This window comes from Ilyobacter polytropus DSM 2926 (genome assembly GCF_000165505.1).
In the GTDB taxonomy this organism is placed as follows: Bacteria; Fusobacteriota; Fusobacteriia; order Fusobacteriales; family Fusobacteriaceae; genus Ilyobacter; species Ilyobacter polytropus.
In genome coordinates this window covers 1875646-1896287 of record NC_014632.1, presented here as the reverse complement: position 1 = coordinate 1896287, position 20642 = coordinate 1875646, and the positions used below count along the sequence as shown (strand labels likewise).

13 protein-coding genes, 3 tRNA genes and 3 rRNA genes are annotated in these 20642 nt (G+C 38.8%); 18 read left to right on the top strand and 1 reads right to left on the bottom strand.

The genetic code is table 11. The features are described 5' to 3' along the window. Positions 1 to 75 precede the first annotated feature (75 nt). From ILYOP_RS08875 to tyrS, 5 genes are all read left to right on the top strand, one after another. Positions 76 to 852 (top strand): TIGR00266 family protein, encoded by a 777-nt coding sequence (locus tag ILYOP_RS08875; RefSeq protein ID WP_013388195.1) that lies wholly within the window; start codon positions 76 to 78, stop codon positions 850 to 852. A 165-nt stretch (positions 853 to 1017) separates the two neighbouring features. Further along, the gene (gene eno / locus ILYOP_RS08870; RefSeq protein WP_013388194.1) at positions 1018 to 2325 is read left to right on the top strand and encodes a phosphopyruvate hydratase; all 1308 of its coding nucleotides are present in this window, start codon (positions 1018 to 1020) and stop codon (positions 2323 to 2325) included. 402 nt (positions 2326 to 2727) lie between these two features. Further along, positions 2728 to 4140 (top strand): pyruvate kinase PykF, encoded by a 1413-nt coding sequence (gene pykF / locus ILYOP_RS08865; protein ID WP_013388193.1) that lies wholly within the window; start codon positions 2728 to 2730, stop codon positions 4138 to 4140. Between the two features lie 211 nt (positions 4141 to 4351). Then, positions 4352 to 4828 carry a GNAT family N-acetyltransferase gene (locus ILYOP_RS08860; RefSeq protein ID WP_013388192.1) on the top strand — a complete coding sequence of 159 codons (477 nt, stop codon included), beginning with the start codon at positions 4352 to 4354 and terminating at the stop codon, positions 4826 to 4828. 251 nt (positions 4829 to 5079) lie between these two features. After that, on the top strand, positions 5080 to 6297 hold the full coding sequence (tyrS, locus tag ILYOP_RS08855; RefSeq protein WP_013388191.1) for a tyrosine--tRNA ligase: 1218 nt from the start codon (positions 5080 to 5082) through the stop codon (positions 6295 to 6297). 139 nt (positions 6298 to 6436) lie between these two features. Here tyrS and ILYOP_RS08850 read toward each other — a convergent pair whose 3' ends face one another. Then, a complete protein-coding gene (locus tag ILYOP_RS08850) occupies positions 6437 to 7639 on the bottom strand; it encodes a pyridoxal phosphate-dependent aminotransferase (RefSeq protein ID WP_013388190.1) in 1203 nt (400 codons plus the stop codon). A gap of 231 nt (positions 7640 to 7870) precedes the next feature. On the opposite strand from ILYOP_RS08850, the gene ILYOP_RS08845 reads away from it, so the two are divergent. From ILYOP_RS08845 to ILYOP_RS08785, 13 genes are all read left to right on the top strand, one after another. Then, positions 7871 to 8347, top strand: coding sequence for a family X DNA polymerase IV (locus tag ILYOP_RS08845; protein ID WP_013388189.1), 477 nt, complete (start codon positions 7871 to 7873; stop codon positions 8345 to 8347). Further along, a complete protein-coding gene (gene nth, locus ILYOP_RS08840; protein ID WP_013388188.1) occupies positions 8325 to 8984 on the top strand; it encodes an endonuclease III in 660 nt (219 codons plus the stop codon). Before ILYOP_RS08845 ends, nth begins: the two co-directional genes overlap by 23 nt. 125 nt (positions 8985 to 9109) lie before the next feature. Next, positions 9110 to 10282, top strand: coding sequence for a cysteine desulfurase NifS (gene nifS / locus ILYOP_RS08835; RefSeq protein ID WP_013388187.1), 1173 nt, complete (start codon positions 9110 to 9112; stop codon positions 10280 to 10282). A 22-nt stretch (positions 10283 to 10304) separates the two neighbouring features. Continuing rightward, positions 10305 to 10673, top strand: a complete 369-nt coding sequence (gene nifU, locus ILYOP_RS08830; RefSeq protein WP_013388186.1) for a Fe-S cluster assembly scaffold protein NifU — start codon at positions 10305 to 10307, stop codon at positions 10671 to 10673. 103 nt (positions 10674 to 10776) lie between these two features. Beyond that, a complete protein-coding gene (locus ILYOP_RS08825; RefSeq protein ID WP_013388185.1) occupies positions 10777 to 11883 on the top strand; it encodes a D-alanyl-D-alanine carboxypeptidase family protein in 1107 nt (368 codons plus the stop codon). 345 nt (positions 11884 to 12228) lie between these two features. Beyond that, positions 12229 to 13750, top strand: a 16S ribosomal RNA gene (locus ILYOP_RS08820). Between the two features lie 56 nt (positions 13751 to 13806). Continuing rightward, positions 13807 to 13883 (top strand) — tRNA-Ile (locus ILYOP_RS08815). A gap of 7 nt (positions 13884 to 13890) precedes the next feature. Then, a tRNA-Ala gene (locus tag ILYOP_RS08810) sits at positions 13891 to 13966 on the top strand. A 140-nt stretch (positions 13967 to 14106) separates the two neighbouring features. Next, positions 14107 to 17037 (top strand): 23S ribosomal RNA (locus ILYOP_RS08805). A gap of 73 nt (positions 17038 to 17110) precedes the next feature. After that, a 5S ribosomal RNA gene (gene rrf / locus ILYOP_RS08800) occupies positions 17111 to 17227 on the top strand. The 16S, 23S and 5S rRNA genes sit together here with 3 tRNA genes alongside, the layout of an rRNA operon. 12 nt (positions 17228 to 17239) lie before the next feature. Beyond that, positions 17240 to 17315: transfer RNA gene (locus ILYOP_RS08795), tRNA-Asn, on the top strand. Positions 17316 to 17514: 199 nt separating this feature from the next. Then, complete coding sequence (gene gltA / locus ILYOP_RS08790) at positions 17515 to 19821, top strand: NADPH-dependent glutamate synthase (RefSeq protein WP_013388184.1); 2307 nt, start codon at positions 17515 to 17517, stop codon at positions 19819 to 19821. Positions 19822 to 20017: 196 nt separating this feature from the next. After that, complete coding sequence (locus ILYOP_RS08785; protein ID WP_013388183.1) at positions 20018 to 20584, top strand: glycerol-3-phosphate responsive antiterminator; 567 nt, start codon at positions 20018 to 20020, stop codon at positions 20582 to 20584. Positions 20585 to 20642 lie beyond the last annotated feature (58 nt).

Here is a 20642-nt window from a genome sequence, read left to right as displayed (position 1 = left end):
TAAAATTATTTTCTTGAGAATTTTATAATTTTTGGTGTAAGATTAGGTGTAAAACAAAATAACGGAGGTAAAAGTATGGCAGATGTTATAGATTATAAAATTTACGGACACGACATGCAACTTGTTGAGATAGAACTAGATCCAGGAGAGGGAGTTAGGGCTGAGGCCGGAGCTATGACTTATATGGAATCTCAAATTGAGATGCAAACTGGGGCCGGAGGAGGTCTTTTTGGAGGCTTCAAAAGAATGATCACAGGAGAAAGTTTTTTTATAACAACATTTAAAAATAACGGAAAAGCAAAAAAATCAGTGGGATTCAGTGCTCCATACCCGGGGCAGATAATTCCTCTAGATTTAAATAAATTTAACGGAGAGTTTATATGCCAGAAAGATTCATTTTTATGTGCAGCTAATGGAATAGACATAGATGTTGCTTTTACAAAAAAACTGGGAGCCGGGTTTTTTGGTGGAGAGGGTTTCATACTTCAGAGGCTCAAGGGAGACGGTATGGCATTTGTCCATGCGGGAGGATCTATCATAGAGAAAGAACTCAAGGCTGGAGAGACTCTTCGAGTGGATACCGGATGTATAGTTGGTTTTGAAAGGAGTGTAGACTATGATATAAGATTTGTAGGGGGATTTAAAAACGCACTTTTTGGAAAAGAGGGACTTTTTCTGGCAACACTTGAGGGCCCAGGGAGAGTTTATATTCAGAGTATGCCTATATCCAAACTTGCAGAAAGACTTTATGCAAACATGGGTAGTTCTAGAGAAAGGGGAGGTTCTGGAGGAACTCTCCTAAGTGGAGCTGTTGCAGGTGGAATTCTTGGAGGAATATTAGACAGGGATTAATAAAACTATAACAGAACGTTTGAGTTTGAAATAACACATAATTTTTTTTGGGTTATTAATGAGTAACATATGATTAAAAATAGAACAAAGCCCTGTCTTTACTAAGGAAAATAAATGTGTTATTATCTTATAGTAATCATAAATATAGTATGGAGGTATTTAAGAATGACGACAATAGTAGACGTAAAAGCTAGAGAAATTTTGGACTCAAGAGGAAATCCAACTGTAGAGGTAGATGTAAGATTAGAATGTGGAGCAATGGGAAGAGCAGCTGTTCCATCTGGAGCATCTACTGGTGAAAGAGAAGCAGTAGAACTTAGAGACGGAGATAAATCAAGATACCTTGGAAAAGGTTGTCTTACTGCAGTAAATAACGTAAATACTGAAATCAGAGAGGCTATCTTAGGAATGGACGCCACTGAGCAAGTTGCCATCGATAAAGTAATGATCGCCCTTGACGGAACTAAAACAAAAGCTAGATTAGGAGCTAATGCAATACTAGGAGTATCTCTTGCAACTGCAAAAGCAGCAGCTGAGGCTTTAGGTCAATCTTTATTCAAATACCTTGGAGGAACTAATGCTAAAGAATTACCTCTTCCAATGATGAACATACTAAATGGTGGATCTCATGCAGATTCTGCTGTAGACGTACAAGAGTTTATGGTTCAGCCAGTAGGTGCAAAAACTTTTGCTGAAGGATTAAGAATGGGAACTGAAGTATTCCACCACCTTGGAAAACTTCTTAAAGCAAATGGTGACTCTACAAACGTAGGAAACGAAGGAGGGTATGCTCCAGCTAAAATAGAGGGAACTGAAGGCGCTCTTGATATCATAATTGAAGCTATCAAAGCAGCAGGATACGAGCCTGGAAAAGATGTAACTCTAGCACTAGATGCAGCAGCTTCTGAGTTCTGCGATGGTGGAGAAGATGGAAATAAAGTATACAACTTCAAAAGAGAAGGCGGAGTAAAAAGAACAACTGACGAAATGATCGAATGGTATGCAGGTCTTATCGAAAAGTATCCTATAACTTCAATTGAAGACGGACTTGACGAAAATGACTGGTCTGGATTCGCTAAACTTACTGAAAAAGTAGGAGCGACTACTCAAATAGTTGGAGACGATTTATTTGTAACTAACACAGAGTACCTTGCAATGGGAATAGAGAAGAAATCAGCTAACTCAATCCTAATCAAATTAAACCAGATCGGAACTTTAACTGAAACTTTAGAAGCTATCGAAATGGCTAAAAAAGCTGGATACACAGCAGTAGTATCACACAGATCTGGAGAAACTGCAGATGCAACTATCGCAGACGTCTCAGTAGCAACTAATGCTGGACAGATCAAAACTGGATCAGCTTCAAGATCAGACAGAATGGCTAAGTACAACCAACTTCTTAGAATTGAAGAAGAACTTGGAGAAACTGCAATATACGCTGGAATGAACGCTTTTTACAACATTAAAAAATAATAATTATAGGCTGCCTTAATGGGCAGCCTTTTTTATTTGTATTTATTAAGAATATTGTTGTCTTAATAAAGGAAGTCTCTAATATAAAGTAAATAATATAAGTGAAGATTGATGCTTGGTATGGTCAATAATTGGATTGATAAGTGAAATAATATGAAACAAAATATCGAAAAATGAAAATAAAGGTCTTTTTTTGATCTCGTAAAGTTTAAATATCATCCGATGTGTTTCTTGACTTTAAAAGTATAAAAGGATAAAATTTAATGTACACTGGAATAGGTGATTGAATTAATAGTGAGTTAAAAATCAATTTAATTTTTTAAAATACAGTCTATATATTAACTAGAAAAATTTTGGAAGTTGAAATGTCGAATTATGAAAATTATTAAGGGGGAACACTAAGTGAAAAAAACGAAAATAGTATGTACGATAGGTCCTAAGTCAGAAAGTAAAGAGATGCTTACAAATCTTGTTAACGCAGGTATGAATGTTATGAGACTAAATTTTTCCCACGGAAACTATGAAGAGCACGGGGAAAGAATCAAGACTATGAGAGAAGTAAATCAAGAAACAGGAGCTAGAGTAGCTATTCTTTTAGACACTAAAGGACCTGAAATCAGAACTATAAAACTAGAAGACGGAAAAGACGTAACTCTTGAAGCAGGACAGGAGTTTACAATAACAACTGATAAAAGTGTTATAGGTAATAAAAACATTGTCGCTGTTACTTATGAAGGAATAGCAAACGATCTTGAAGCAGGAGATACAGTGCTTGTAGACGACGGTCTTATAGAACTTACTGTAAAATCAGTATCAGACAAGGAAGTAAAGTGTCTTGTAAATAATACGGGAGAACTTGGAGAAAATAAAGGAATAAACCTTCCTGGAACGTCTGTTCAGCTTCCTGCTCTTTCTGAGAAAGATAAAGGGGACCTTAAATTTGGTTGTGAGCAAAAAGTAGATTTCGTAGCTGCCTCTTTCATAAGAAAGGCAGATGACGTAAGAGAAGTAAGAAGAGTTCTTGATGATAATGGCGGAGAAGATATAAAGATAATCTCTAAAATAGAAAATCAAGAAGGTGTAGATAATTTTGATGAGATATTGGAGCTGTCTGATGGAATAATGGTTGCCAGAGGAGATCTAGGGGTAGAAATTCCAGTAGAGGAAGTTCCATTTGCTCAGAAAATGATGATAGATAAATGTAACGAGATCGGAAAAATGGTAATAACTGCAACTCAGATGCTAGATTCAATGATAAAAAATCCAAGACCTACAAGAGCAGAGGCTGGAGACGTAGCGAATGCAATAATTGATGGTACAGATGCAGTAATGCTTTCTGGAGAAACAGCCAAAGGTAGTTATCCAGTAGAATCTGTAGAGATAATGGCACAGATAGCTGAAAAAACAGATTCAATGATCCCAGCATATGACATGGACTTTGAAGGGGAGATAAGCATAACAGAGGCCGTAGCAAAAGGAACTGTAGATGCAGCAGAGGTATTGAATGCAAAACTTATAGCTGTGGGAACACAGAGTGGAAGATCAGCAAGAGCTTTAAGAAAATACTTCCCAACTGCTCACATATTGGCTCTTACAAACAACACGAAGGCTGCAAATCAGCTTGCTCTTTCAAGAGGTGTTGAATCTTTCGTAGGAAAAAATGTAATGACTTTAGACGAATTCTACGCAGTAGTAGAGCAAGAAGCTGTATCAAAAGGACTTGCAAAAGCTGGAGATATAATTGTAGCAACTTGCGGAGAAGAAGTATTCAAAGTTGGAACTACAAACTCATTTAAAGTTATAGTTGTAAAATAGAACAATTACGTCCCTTTTATAGGGGCGTTTTTTTTGTCTCTTTTTGAATGGATAGTTGTGGAGAAAGGAAATATTTATTAAAATAATAAGACCTTGAATTACTAATATAAGCTTATATTGTTTTTGTTAAAAAAAATTATATATGTTATAATCAAGGCTGTTAAAGTTGTACGGTAGATTTATTTAAGTTTAATTTTGATAAGGTGATTTTTTGAAAGATGTTGTTTTGAGAAGAGCAGAAGAGCGTGATATACCAGAAATATATGAGCATCTTCACAGGGACTATGTGAAAAAGTATTTTACAGAAAATGAAAAACGAGAGTGGGAAAATCATAAAAAATGGTATAAATTTCTGATAAACTCTCCATACTTTTTACTTTATATTTTAGAGGACTCAAGGGGACAGTTTTTGGGTCAGCTAAAGTTTGAGCTTGATGGAGAAACGGCTATACTGAGTATATATCTGTCAAAGTCAATAAGGGGAAAAGGCATGGGTAAAGCCGCTATATTAAAAGGTATAAAAGAGTTGACCTTATATTCGGAAAATATAGAAATAGTTTTGGCTTATATTTTGGAAGAGAATGAAGCTTCTATAAAAACCTTTGAAAAATCAGGCTTTATATTTGAAAAAGAAGAGGATTACCACGGTATAGAACACCTTCTTTATGTAAAAAAACTCAAGTCTTGAGAGTTTTAATATAATATGATATACTTTCTTAGGATTTGATTTTTGGAGGAAAAAATGAATAGAAAAATCAACTATAACGGATACTATTATTATTACCATTAAAAAGGGCTGTACTTTAAAGTATAGACCTTGTTTGTAATGATAAAAAAGGGTCTGTATCTATGGTTGAGGAAAGTTTAGTATATATAAGCCTCATAGGTGCATCCTATGAGGCTTTTTAATTATAAAAATTGTGAAGGGAGTGTATATTTATGAATATTGAACAAGAAGTAAAAAAACAGATGGAAATCCTAAAAAGAGGTGTAGAGGAGATAATATCTGAAAAGGAACTAGAAGATAAAATAAAAAAATCCTTAGAAACAGGAAAACCTTTAGTGATAAAGCTAGGAATAGATCCTACTGGATCGGACCTTCATATAGGTCACGCAGTTCCCCTTAGAAAGCTCAGACAGTTTCAGGACCTAGGACACAGAGTGAAATTCTTGATAGGGACATTCACTGCAAGGATAGGGGATCCTACAGGGAAATCTGAAACTAGAAAAATGCTTAGTTCTGAAGATATACAGAGAAATATAGAGACTTATCTTGAGCAGGTAAAACTTATTCTTGATCTTGAAAAAACAGAGGTTGTATATAACGGAGACTGGCTAGAGAAACTTTCTCTTGAAGATGTACTCAAGCTTCTTTCTCAGTTTACAGTTGCTCAGATGGTTCAAAGAGAAGATTTTTCCAAAAGACTAAGTGAGGGAAAACCTGTATCTCTTGTAGAGTTCATGTATCCAATTCTTCAGGGGTATGATTCTGTGGCTATAGAGGCAGATGTGGAGCTTGGAGCCACAGAACAGAAATTTAATATTTTAAGAGGAAGGGATCTTCAGAAAAATGCAGGACAGCAACAGCAAGTGTGCATGATGATGCCTATTCTCGTGGGGCTTGACGGAGTTGAAAAAATGTCAAAGTCTCTTGGGAATTATATAGGGGTGACAGAAGCTCCTAATGATATGTTTGGTAAGGTAATGTCAATATCTGATGATTTAATGTGGAATTATTATGAAGTTGCAACAGATGTTGCTTTAGAAGAAATTAAATCCCTAAAAGAGGGAGTTGCCAACGGGACAATTCACCCTATGGATTGCAAAAAAAGACTTGGAGAAGAGATTGTAAAAATATATCATTCTGAAGAAGCTGGAAAACAGGCCAGAGAGTGGTTTGAAAATGTGTTTTCTAACAAAAATATGGCTGTAGACCTTCCTGAGGTAAAAATAGAGGCTGATGAGATAAATGCAATAGATCTTTTGGTAAAAGAGCTAATGTTTCTTAAATCTACATCTGAAGCCAGAAGATTGATAAGTCAAGGTGGATTCAAAATCAATGATGAAGCGGTAAAAGATTTAAAGGCAGTAATAAAGATAGAGGATGGAATGGTAGTAAGAGCAGGAAAGAAAAAAATAGTAAAAATTATAAAGTAACATATTAATTTAAAATTGATTTATATACAAAAGGGCTTCTGAAAAGAAGCCCTTTTGTGATTTGTCAGATTGTCTAAGTTTAAAGATTTATATAATATTGATGTGTTTTTATATTGGTTTGTAAAATTTTTGCTTACAATTATTTTTGAGAGTTTTTAATAGATTTGTATTTTTCAAGTCCTGCTTTTAAAATTTTAAGTGCTTTTTTAAGATCTTCCTCGTTTAATACATATGCCAGTCTAACTTCATCTTTACCCATTCCAGGAGTGGAATAGAATCCTTCTGCTGGGGCCATCATAACTGTCTCACCGTCTAATTCAAACTCCTTTAGCATAAATATAACAAAATCTTCTGCACTCTCTATTGGAAGTTTTGCAATGGTGTAGAATGCTCCGGCAGGTTTGTGGCAGATTACTCCGTCTATATCTTTTAAGCCGTTGTAAAGAACATCTCTTCTTCTTTTATACTCAGCATTGACTTTTTCAAAATAGCTTGAAGGTGTTTTATAAAGTTCCGTAGCTCCTATCTGCTCAAGTGTAGGTGCACAAAGCCTTCCCTGACACAACTTTAGCATAAGTGCCATGAGTTCCTTATTTTTACTGGCAACAGATCCTATTCTGGCACCACATGCACTGTAACGCTTTGAGATACTGTCTACGATGATAACTCTATCTTTAACCTCTTCTATGTCGTTAAAGTTTGTATATTCACCGTCATAAACAAACTCTCTGTATACTTCGTCTGATATTATAAAAAGATCATGTTCTACTGCTAATTCTGCAAGGGTTTGGATCTCTTCTTTTGTATAGATAACACCAGTAGGATTTCCAGGGTTAGAAATAACAATTGCCTTTGTTTTTTTGTTTATAGATTTAGCCATTTCTTCCTTTGTAGGAAGTCTGAATCCATTTTCAGCCTTTGTTGTAACTGGAGAAACCTCTATATTTACTATAGATCCAAAACCTGTATAGCTGGAATAAAACGGTTCTGGAATAATAACATTATCTCCTGGATCACACGTAGATATAAGAGCGAAAAGAAGAGCTTCACTTCCTCCGTTAGTGATCAGTATTTCATCCTTTTCAAATTCCATGTTGTAAGTTTTATAATAATCAATAGTTGCCTGTATAAGGTCAGGATCTCCTTGAGAATTTGAATATGCTAAGACCTCTTGTTTTGCATTTGCTATAGATGTAAAAAAAGATTCTGGTGTTTTTATATCAGGTTGACCGATATTCAGGTGATAAATTTTTTTTCCCTTTGCTTTTGCCTCTATTGAAAAAGGTAAAAGTTTCCTTATTGGAGAGGTTTTTAAATCTTTGACTCTACTTGAATAATTCATAAAAAAAAGCCTCCTTTAATAATTGTTTGTATATGAATATTTATTTTATATAAAAAATTAATTGGAATATAGTTTGTATCTAGTCATACTAAGAGTCAATAAAAATAATAATATTATTCTCTAGCTTATCAAAAAAAAAGGAATTTTACTATAGTGAAAATAATATAATTTTTTTTCTATAGGATATTAAGGTGTGATATAATAGTTAAAAATTCTTCAAGGAGAAGACGGGTGAAGAAAAGATTTGAATATGAGTTTGCTTTAAAAGAGTATAAAAAACTTTATAGATATATAAAAGAAAAAGGTTTTAGATGTGATGCTAGTGGAAGTCTTAGAAGGAAAAAGGGAGACGTTGGGGATATAGACTTTGTTATAGAGGGGCCCGAGAAAATGGTATTAGAGATAATAGCCTTGTACTCTCAGATAGAAAAACCTATAAATAAATATGAATTTATGCTAAAAAGCGGAATCTGCATCCATGCAATACCTGAAAACAGCAGTAAATACACTTTTACTTTGTGGCATTCCACAGGTCCGAAATCCCATGTTAAGTTTATAGAAAAAATTTATGCTGAAAAAGGTATTGAAATTATCGAGGAAAATATCCATGAAGATGAAATATACAGTAAAATAGGCATTGAATATATAAAGCCTGAAGAAAGGTATAAACTTCAGGAGGTGGAAAATGACCAAGATAGAAAAATCTAAAAAAATAATAAAAATACTCAATGAAAAATTTGGGAAACCTCACTGTGCATTAAATTATAATACGGATTTTGAACTTTTGGTAGCTGTAATTCTTTCGGCTCAGTGCACGGATGTCAGGGTAAATATGGTAACCGAAAAGATGTTTAAAGTCGTCAATACACCTGAAGCTTTCATGGAGATGCCTTTGAAAGATATTGAAACTCATATAAAGAGTACGGGCTTTTTTAGAAATAAGGCTAAGAATATAAAAATGTGCAGCAAAGAGCTTGTAGAGAAATATAACGGAGAGGTTCCTTCTAAAATGGAAAACCTGGTGGCTCTTCCAGGTGTTGGAAGAAAAACTGCCAATGTAGTAAGAGGTGAGATATGGGGTCTTTCAGACGGAATAACTGTGGATACACATGTGAAAAGGCTGAGTAATCTCATAGGATTTGTAAAAGAAGAAAATGTAGAAAAAATAGAGAGGGAACTTATGGAAATAGTTCCTAAAAAACGATGGATAGACTTTTCTCATTATCTAATTCTTCAGGGTAGGGACGTGTGTATAGCCAGAAGGCCTAAATGCAGTGCGTGTGAAATAAACCATCTATGTAATTACGGAAGAAAGATGATGAGAAAAAGTAGTGAAAAAAATTAATTTTTTTCCTGTGAACCCTTTAGAAACTAAGTGAAGTCAGGTTGAAAATAGAGCAAATAAATTCTTGACATTGGGAATAAAGAATGGTATTATTAATTTAATTTCTATAGGGGAGAGGATGAATAATGAGAGTGTATCTAGATAATAACGCCACAACAAAGATGGATAAGGAAGCTCTCGAAGCCATGCTTCCTTATTTTAGTGAAATTTATGGCAATGCGTCGAGCATGCATAGTTTTGGAAATGAATCTAAAAAAGCGATGGTTGAAGCTAGAAAGACAATAGCAGAAATTTTTGGAATAGAGACAGATGAACTTATATTTACAGGCTCAGGTTCAGAATCTGATAACCTAGCAATAAGAGGGGTAGCAAAGGCATATAAAAAAAGAGGGAATCATATAATAACTAGTTCCGTAGAGCATCCTGCAGTAAGAAATACATGCAGGGAACTTGAAAAAGAGGGATACGAGGTTACTTATATTTCTGTAGATGAAAACGGAGTCATAAACCTTGATGAGCTGAAAAAGGCTATAAAAAAAGAAACGATACTGATAACAGTAATGCATGGTAACAATGAGGTAGGAAGTATCCAGCCAGTGGAAGAGATCGGTAAATTGGCTAAAGAAAACAGAATTGTTTTTCATGTAGATGCAGTGCAGACTGTTGGAAAGTTAAATATAAAACCTAAAGAGATGGGAATAGACCTTCTTACTTTCTCAGGACATAAATTTTATGGTCCTAAGGGTATAGGGGGACTGTTTATTAAATCGGGAACAAGGCTTGGAAAGGTGCTTACCGGAGGGGGTCAAGAGAAGAAACTGAGACCTGGAACATCTGATGTACCTGGAATGGTAGGTATGGCAACAGCCCTAGAAGTGGCATACAGAAATATAGATGAAGAATTTAAAAGAGAAGAAGAGTTGAGAAATTATTTTGAAAGAGAACTTCTCAATAAAGTGCCTGAAATACAAATAAATGCAAAGGGTGCTAAGAGGCTTCCTGGAACTTCTAGCATTACCTTTAAGTATCTTGAGGGTGAATCAATACTTCTTAGTCTCAATTACAAAGGGATAGCGGTTAGTTCTGGGTCTGCTTGCTCTTCAGATGACCTTCAGGCATCACATGTTTTATTGGCAATGGGAATACCTGTAGAGATAGCTCACGGAACCATAAGGTTTAGCTTTGGTAAGTATAACACTAAAGAGGAAGTTGATTATGTAATACAGGAACTTCCGCCTATTATTGAAAAATTGAGAATGATATCGCCTCTTTGGAATGAATTTAAAGCTGGAAAATAAAAAATAAAAGGAGCTGGAACAGATGCAGTATTCAGAAAAAGTAATGGATCATTTTATGAATCCAAGAAATGTAGGAACAATAGAGAATCCAGATGGATATGGAAAAGTAGGAAGTCCTTCATGTGGAGATGTCATGGAGATTTTTTTAAAGATAGAAAATGACATTATAACTGATGTAAAGTTCAGAACATTTGGCTGTGCATCGGCTATAGCAACTTCATCTATATCTACAGAAATGATATTGAATAAAAATGTAAGTGAAGCTTTACAGCTTACTAATAAAGCGGTAGCAGAGGCACTAGACGGACTTCCGCCTGCAAAAATGCACTGCTCTGTTCTTGCAGAAGAGGGTATAAAAGCTGCTATAGAAGATTATATGGGTAAAAAATAGGAATGTAACCATGAGAGAGGATTATCCCCTCTCTTTTTATTTTGAAATTTTTTTTTAAAGTGATATAATATTTCAATTGAAAATAAACAGGAGTTGAGAATAATTGAGAAGGAAAATTGGGATATTTTTATCTGTAATATTGTTTTTGACAACTTTTTCCAATGAAGACTATACATCTTTATTGGTAGGAGATAAAGATGAAAACATATATTATAGTGAAAATCTACATGAAAAGCATCCTTTAGCATCTGTTACTAAGATGATGACAGTCATGGTAGTCTATGATCATATCAGAAATAAAGATATAAGCCTAGAGGACAGAGTGGAGATATCTCCGGAGGCAAGATCTGTTGGAGGAAGCATGATCTGGATAGCACAAGGATCTAAGTTGACGGTAAGAGATCTTCTGAAGGCTACTGCAATCTATTCAGCCAATAATGCAGCCTATGCCCTTGCAGAGTATATCGGTAAAGGGGATGTGGATTTTTTTGTACAACTTATGAACCAGAAGGCGGAGGATCTTGGGCTAGGAGATGAAGTTGAGTTTTACACTCCTATGGGCCTTCCTCCTTCTATGACGGGTAAACCTATGGACAGAGGAACAGCTCTTGGGATTTACAAACTGTCTCTAGAGGCACTGAAATATCCAGAGTATATAACTATCGCCTCATTAAAAGAGGATTTTATCCAAGATGGTACTCAGCGTATAGTTAACAGAAATAAGCTTCTTTCAAAAGAAAATGGGGTTTTCGGAATAAAGACAGGGCATCATTCTAAAGCTGGTTATAATATCAGTATCGCTGCCAAAAGAGATGAGGTAACAACTATAACAATCGTGTTCGGATCTCCTAAAGAGGAAATAAGAGATAAAACCGTAGCTGACTCATTGGATAAATTTTATGATGAATATCACTTGGAAAAACTAATAGACACTTCAAAACCAATGATCGAAATAGAAGTTGTACATGGTAAAAAAGATGTTGTACAGGGTTATCCAGATGAAGAATTTGAACAGTTAATTAGTAAAAATTGGGGAGTGGAGACAAGAAAGACTTATATAAAAAGTATAGAGGCTCCTGTAGAAAAAGGAAGGATACTAGGAAGTTATCAGCTTATTGTAAATGGTAAACAAGTTAAAGAGGGAAAGATTTACGCTGCAGAGAGTGTAGGAAAAGAAAAATTTATGGATAAATTTAAAAAGATATTTTAAATGAGTGCCCTTTAGTTATGTTTAAAGGGCGCTTTTTTAATTAAAAACCTTGGTTTTATTGAGATGTGAACTTTAATAGGTTATTCTAAATAAAATTTTGTTAAAAAAAACAAAAAAATCGTTGACTCATCTTTTTAGTTGTGTTATTATATTTCTTGTCCGCGAGAGAAAAGGACAGACGAAACTTCAGATGGCAAGTCAGCTGGAGATTTGGAAAACAAAAGGACATTAGCAATTAAATAGAGAAGGAAGTCAAAATCGTCATCATAGATGACAAAGAAGTCCAAACAAGATTTGGACACAGTTAGGTGTTAATAATCTCGCAAGAGATTTAAATAAACTTTTTGAATGAAGAGTTTGATCCTGGCTCAGGATGAACGCTGACAGAATGCTTAACACATGCAAGTCGACTGGAATTCACCTTCGGGTGATAGTACGGTGGCGGACGGGTGAGTAACGCGTAAAGAACTTGCCCTCTAGACTGGGACAACTGTTGGAAACGACAGCTAATACCGGATATTATGGAACTGCGGCATCGCGGAACTATGAAAGGCTATATGCGCTAGAGGAGAGCTTTGCGTCCCATTAGTTAGTTGGTAGGGTAATGGCCTACCAAGACGATGATGGGTAGCCGGCCTGAGAGGGTGATCGGCCACAAGGGGACTGAGACACGGCCCTTACTCCTACGGGAGGCAGCAGTGGGGAATATTGGACAATGGACTAAAAGTCTGATCCAGCAATTCTGTGTGCACGATGAAGGTCTTCGGATCGTAAAGTGCTTTCAGGTGGGAAGAAGAAAGTGACGGTACCACCAGAAGAAGCGACGGCTAAATACGTGCCAGCAGCCGCGGTAATACGTATGTCGCAAGCGTTATCCGGAATTATTGGGCGTAAAGCGCGTCTAGGCGGCCTTTTAAGTCTGATGTGAAAATGCGGGGCTCAACTCCGTATTGCGTTGGAAACTGGAAGGCTAGAGTATCAGAGAGGTGGGCGGAACTACAAGTGTAGAGGTGAAATTCGTAGATATTTGTAGGAATGCCGATGGGGAAGCCAGCTCACTGGATGAATACTGACGCTAAAGCGCGAAAGCGTGGGGAGCAAACGGGATTAGATACCCCGGTAGTCCACGCCGTAAACGATGATCACTAAGTGTGGGGGGTCGAACCTCCGTGCTCAAGCTAACGCGATAAGTGATCCGCCTGGGGAGTACGTACGCAAGTATGAAACTCAAAGGAATTGACGGGGACCCGCACAAGCGGTGGAGCATGTGGTTTAATTCGACGCAACGCGAGGAACCTTACCAGCCCTTGACATCCCAAGAACTAGGCAGAGATGCTTAGGTGCCTTTTCGGAGGAACTTGGTGACAGGTGGTGCATGGCTGTCGTCAGCTCGTGTCGTGAGATGTTGGGTTAAGTCCCGCAACGAGCGCAACCCCTATCGTATGTTACCATCATTAAGTTGGGGACTCATGCGAGACTGCCTGCGACGAGCAGGAGGAAGGTGGGGATGACGTCAAGTCATCATGCCCCTTATGGGCTGGGCTACACACGTGCTACAATGGACAATACAGAGGGTAGCGATCCCGCGAGGGGGAGCCAATCTCAGAAAGTTGTTCTTAGTTCGGATCGCAGTCTGCAACTCGACTGCGTGAAGTTGGAATCGCTAGTAATCGCGAATCAGCAATGTCGCGGTGAATACGTTCTCGGGTCTTGTACACACCGCCCGTCACACCACGAGAGTTGGTTGCACCTGAAGTAGCAGGCCTAACCCGTTTACGGGAGGGATGTTCCTAAGGTGTGATTAGCGATTGGGGTGAAGTCGTAACAAGGTATCCGTACGGGAACGTGCGGATGGATCACCTCCTTTCTAAGGAGCACAGACGACCTTCTCTATTTATTTGGTAGTGTTCTCATTACTAAAACGCGTTCGTAGCTCAGGTGGTTAGAGCACACGCCTGATAAGCGTGAGGTCGGTGGTTCGAGTCCACTCGAACGCACCATAGGTATGGGGATATAGCTCAGTTGGGAGAGCGTCGCACTTGCACTGCGAAGGTCAGCGGTTCGACTCCGCTTATCTCCACCATTTTTTTATGTATGGACATTGGAAACTATATAGTAGAGAAATCAACATAAAATTTTTTTTCTGACGAAATTTTCGAGGATGAATTTATTTCATTCGAAGTAAAAATTGTCAAGAAAGAGAGTTAGCTGATGAACAATTTAGGTTAAGATATTAAGGGCACACGGAGAATGCCTAGGTAACAAGAGCCGATGAAGGACGTGATAAGCTGCGATAAGCTGTGGTTAGCTGCAATTGAGCATTGATCCGCAGATTTCCCAATGGGGCAACCTGCTAGATTGAAGATCTAGCGCGAAAGAGGTAAGTGGGTGAACTGAAACATCTAAGTAACCCGAGGAAAATAAAGTAAAACGATTCCCTAAGTAGCGGCGAGCGAACGGGGATGAGCCTAAACCAATACAGTGTCAAGGATGTAGCCGTTGCTGTATTGGGGTAGTGGGAAGAACGCCTGGAGAACTACAAGGTATCCGGCAATTTTAAAGACGTAACTGGAAGGAATTGGAAAGTTCCGCCGTAGCGGGTGATAGCCCCGTACAGGTAAACTCTTTAAGTTGTGCGTTCTCTCCCGAGTAGCACGGGACACGTGAAACCCTGTGTGAATCTGCGAGGACCATATCTCGTAAGGCTAAATACTCTTGTTAACCGATAGTGAATAGTACCGTGAGGGAAAGGTGAAAAGAACCCCGGGAGGGGAGTGAAATAGAACCTGAAACCGTGTGCTTACAAGCGGTCAGAGGTCTTCGGACTGATGGCGTGCCTTTTGGAGAATGATCCTGCGAGTTACGATCAGTGGCAAGGTTAAGTATAACGGAGCCGTAGGGAAACCGAGTCTGAATAGGGCGATACAGTCGCTGGTCGTAGACGCGAAACCTGGTGATCTATGCCTGTCCAGGATGAAGCTGTGGTAAGACACAGTGGAGGTCCGAACCCACCGTCGTTGAAAAGCCGGGGGATGAGGTAGGTATAGGGGTGAAAAGCCAATCGAACCAGGAGATAGCTCGTTCTCTCCGAAATGCATTTAGGTGCAGCCTTAAGCGTTCAACTATGGGGGTAGAGCACTGAATGGTCTAGGGGGCGTACCGCTTACCGAAATCAATCAAACTCCGAATACCATAGTTCTAGAGCTTAGGAGTGAGACTATGGGTACTAAGATCCATGGTCAAAAGGGAAACAGCCCAGACCACCGACTAAGGTCCCTAATTATAGCTAAGTGGGAAAGGAGGTGGAGATTCTGTAACAACCAGGAGGTTGGCTTAGAAGCAGCCATACCTTTAAAGAGTGCGTAATAGCTCACTGGTCGAGAGTCTCTGCGCCGACAATGTAACGGGGCTAAGCTATAAACCGAAGTCGTGGAATTCAACTTTTAAGTTGGATTGGTAGGAGAGCGTTCTGTAGGCCGTTGAAGGGGAACTGATAAGGGACCCTGGAGGTATCAGAAGTGAGAATGCAGGAATGAGTAGCGAGAAAGGGGGCGAGAATCCCCCTCGCCGGAAGAACAAGGGTTCCAGGGTAAAGTTTGTCTTCCCTGGGTAAGCCGGGACCTAAGCCGAGGCTAGATTGCGTAGGCGAATGGAAAGCAGGTTAATATTCCTGCGCCGGTTATAGTTTGTGATGGAGGGACGCAGAAGGGTATGCGCGCATGGCGACGGTTGTCCATGTGCAAGCATGTAGGGTGACTTGGTAGGAAAATCCGCCAGGTTATATCTGAGGTGTTACGCGGAGTCTTCGGACGAAGGTGCAAATCCCACGCTGCCGAGAAAAGCTTCTAAACGTTAAATTATAACCGCCCGTACCCGAAACCGACACAGGTGTTCAGGGTGAGAAACCTAAGGCGTACAGGCTAACTCTCGCTAAGGAACTCTGCAAAATGGCCCCGTAACTTCGGGAGAAGGGGTGCCACTGATTGTGATAGTTACAAGCGAACTAAAGCGATTGGTGGCCGCAGTGAAGAGTCTCAAGCAACTGTTTAGCAAAAACACAGGTCTATGCTAAGCTGAAAGGCGATGTATATGGGCTGACACCTGCCCAGTGCCGGAAGGTTAAGAGGAGGAGTGAGAGCTCCGAATTGAAGCCCCGGTGAACGGCGGCCGTAACTATAACGGTCCTAAGGTAGCGAAATTCCTTGTCGGGTAAGTTCCGACCTGCACGAATGGTGTAATGACTTGAGAGCTGTCTTGGCGGGAGGCCTGGTGAAATTGTACTACCGGTGAAGATACCGGTTACCTGCAGTAGGACGGAAAGACCCCATGAAGCTTTACTGTAGCTTGGTATTGGGTTTTGGCATTACGTGTATAGGATAGTTGGGAGACTATGAAGGCATGGCGCTAGCTGTGTGTGAGTCGCTGGTGGAATACCAACCACGTAATTTTGAAATTCTAATCTGTGCTTTGTACGCATGGAGACAGTGCTAGGTGGGCAGTTTGACTGGGGCGGTCGCCTCCGAAAGAGTAACGGAGGCGTTCAAAGGTTCCCTCAGGTTGGATGGAAATCAACCGAAGAGTGCAATGGCATAAGGGAGCTTGACTGCGAGACTGACAGGTCGAGCAGGTGCGAAAGCAGGACATAGTGATCCGGCGATTCCGAATGGAAGGGTCGTCGCTCAACGGATAAAAGCTACTCTGGGGATAACAGGCTGATTTTGCCCGAGAGTCCATATCGACGGCAAAGTTTGGCACCTCGATGTCGGCTCATCGCATCCTGGGGCTGGAGAAGGTCCCAAGGGTTGGGCTGTTCGCCCATTAAAGCGGTACGTGAGCTGGGTTCAGAACGTCGTGAGACAGTTCGGTCCCTATCCACTGCAGGCGCAAGAGTATTGAAAAGATCTGTCCTTAGTACGAGAGGACCGGGATGGACAAACCTCTGATGTACCAGTTGTCACGCCAGTGGCACAGCTGGGTAGTCACGTTTGGAACGGATAACCGCTGAAAGCATCTAAGCGGGAAGCCAGCTTTGAGATAAGTACTCTGTTCTATATGAACTAAGACACCTTCGAGACTAGGAGGTTGATAGGTTGGGGGTGTAAGGACCGTGAGGTTTTTAGCTGACCAATACTAATATGTCGAAGTCTTAACCTAAATCTACTATATAGTTTTGAATGTCCATGACAGACAAAAGAATATGATATCAATATATAAATGTTGATAACAGCTTGGTGAGAATAGCTGTAGGGGTACACCTGGTCACATTCCGAACCCAGAAGTTAAGCCTGCATACGCTGAAAGTACTTGAGGGGCAGCCCTCTGGGAGGATAGGTACTTGCCAAGCTTTTAAATATGTGCTTCCATAGCTCAGTTGGTAGAGCGCGCGACTGTTAATCGCGTTGTCGCTGGTTCGAGTCCAGCTGGAAGCGCCATTTTTTTATTTTTTGGACTTTTTATAAAATCAAATGCTCTTTCAGCTTTTAAAAGTGGTCAAACCAGAGATATTGTGATATAATTTTAACTAATAAAAATAAATGTTTTCAATAAAGGAATGTAAAATAAGGCTACAAGTATAAGAAAAAAAGGTATAGGGGTATACTTTTCATAAAAAATAAAAATAGGGGGAACACAATGTTTGAAATAAAGAAAAAAAGGAAACTAACTGAAAACATATACCTGATGGACATATATGCTCCAGCTCTAGCTAACTCGGCTAAGCCAGGACATTTCCTTATAGTCAGAAATGAGGAAAAAGGTGAGAGAATCCCTCTTACAGTTTGTGATTACAACAGAGAACAAGGTATTGTAACTATTGTTTTTCAAGTGCTTGGACAAAGTACTCAAAGCATGGCTCAAATGAACGAAGGGGATTATTTTATAGATGTAGCAGGACCTCTAGGACATGAAAGTGAATTTGTAAATGAAGATATAGATAAATTAAAGAAAAAGAAGTTTCTTTTTATAGCAGGGGGAGTAGGAACTGCACCTGTATATCCACAAGTAAAATGGATGAAAGAGAATAACATAGATGTAGATGTAATAATAGGGACTAGAAGTGCAGATACACTTATATTAGAAGATGAGTTTAAAGAAGTATCTAAGAACCTCTATATCTGTACTGATGACGGAAGTTACGGAGTACACGGAAAGGTAACCGACCTTTTAGAGCAGTTAGTAGAAAAAGAGGGGAAAAAATATGATGAGGTTGTTGCAATAGGACCTATGATAATGATGAAGTTTGCAGCAATTAAAACCAAGGAATACAACATACCTACAATTGTCAGCTTGAACCCACTGATGGTTGACGGAACGGGAATGTGCGGAGCATGTCGTGTAACAATAGGTGATGAGGTTAAATTTGCCTGTGTAGACGGTCCTGAATTTGATGGACATCAAGTGGACTTTGATGAGGCTATGAGAAGGCAGAGAATGTACAAAAGTGAAGAAGGTAGAAAGGTCCTAGAAAAAGAGGATCATGAAAGTGGGCACGAACATCACCACGGCGGATGCGGATGTCATGACCATAATGAAGAACAACCGGTAGAAAGAGACAAGAAAAAAAGAGTTATAGCACACTCCCTAGCCCCTGAAATAAGAGTTAAGAACTTTGAAGAGGTGTGTACAGGTTACACTCTAGAAGAGGCCATATGTGAGGCAGAAAGATGTCTGAATTGTAAAAATGCCAGGTGTATAGAGGGGTGTCCTGTATCAATAAATATACCTGGATTTATACAGGAGCTAAAAAAATCAAACATAGATGAGGCTGCCAAAATAATATTTGAAAGTTCGTGTTTCCCTGCAATATGTGGAAGAGTATGTCCACAGGAATCCCAATGTGAAGCTAAATGTATAGTTGGAATAAAAGGAGAACCTGTATCAATAGGTAAATTAGAAAAATTTGTTGGAGACTATGCTTTAATGCATGGAACAAAGGCTGATCAGGCAGAGGAAAAGCCTGAAAAAGTGGCCGTAGTCGGAAGTGGACCTGCAGGTCTTGCAGCAGCTAGTGAACTAGCAAAATTGGGTTACAAAGTAACAGTTTTTGAGGCATTACATGAAGCTGGTGGAGTATTGACTTACGGTATACCAGAGTTTAGATTACCTAAAGAAAAAGTGGTACAAAAAGAGATAGATAATGTAAAAAAACTAGGAGTAGAGATAGTAACAAACGCAGTGATCGGAAAAACGTTCACCATAGATAATTTAATGGAAAAAGAGGGTTACAGTGCCGTATTTATAGGAAGCGGTGCAGGACTTCCAAACTTTATGGGGATTCCAGGTGAAAATGCAAATGGAGTATTTTCTGCAAATGAATTCCTAACGAGAGTAAATCTGATGAAGGCACATAAAACTGATTATATGACTCCTGTCGCTGTGGGAAAAAAATGTGCCGTAGTCGGTGGAGGAAATGTGGCCATGGATGGAGCCAGAACTGCAGCCAGACTAGGTGCTGAAACTCACATAGTCTACAGGAGAAGTGAGTCTGAACTACCTGCCAGGGTAGAAGAGGTACACCATGCAAAAGAGGAAGGCGTAATAATGGATGTCCTTGTAAATCCAGTAGAAATAATTGTTGATTCTACAGGAGCAGTGGAAGGGATGAGGTGTGTCAGAATGGAACTAAGAGAGGCTGACCAATCAGGAAGAAGAAGACCTGTAGAAATAGAAGGATCTGAATTTGTGATGGAAGTGGACAGCGTTATAATGGCCATAGGAACTAAACCGAATACTTTGATACCGTCTACAACTGAGGGTCTTGATATAAACAAATGGAACTGTATAGCTACAGAAGAGGGAAGCTACAGAACCTCGAGAGAAGGTGTATATGCCGGTGGAGATGCAGTAACAGGTGCAGCTACGGTAATTCTAGCTATGGAAGCTGGAAAAAAAGCAGCAGCTGAAATAGAGGTATATTTGGAGAAAAATAGGAAAAAATAGTTTTTATAAAAGTTTTGTGATAATTTCATGAATATACAAGTTAAAAAGTAGAGGCAACTCCTCTACTTTTTATTTTAGACTTATAATAAAGGATATTCAGTGTTATAATTAAGTGAAGGTATTATTTCTACACAAAATTAATGAGTAAAAATCTCTTTAGTTTTGTAAGAATTACTTGTTTTTTAAGGAGGAATATATGTCAAATTTTATCAAAGAAATACTTGAAAGAAATCCTGTGATACCGGCAATAAAGGACGAGAAAGGATTTCAAAAGGCTCTAATGGAAGAAAGTGAAATTGTATTTATACTTACATCAAATTTGTTTAATATAAAAGGCATGGTGGAAGAGCTCAAGGAGAAAGGTAAAATTGTTTTTGTACATGCAGATTTAGTGGAGGGCTTGTCTCATTCTACATACGCTTTGGAATATCTTATAAAAAATACGGAATTAGATGGAATAATAAGCACTAAATACAACTTGATTAAAACCGCTAAAAAACTAAATGTAAGAGTAATCCAGAGATTTTTTCTTTTGGATTCGATATCTTTGGAAAACAGTCTGAAATATGCTAGAGAAACAAAACCTGATGCAGTGGAAATACTGCCGGGACTTATGCCAAAGATAATAAAAAGACTTTCGAACGAACTAAATCTTCCTGTAATAGCAGGGGGCTTGATAACTGATAAAGAAGATATAATGAATGCTCTTGGAGCTGGAGCTTCTGGGGTGTCCACGACCAAAACACAACTATGGGATGTATAGTCAAAAATATGATTATATTATTAAGGCGAGGTTTCTTGAACTTCGTCTTTTTATTTTG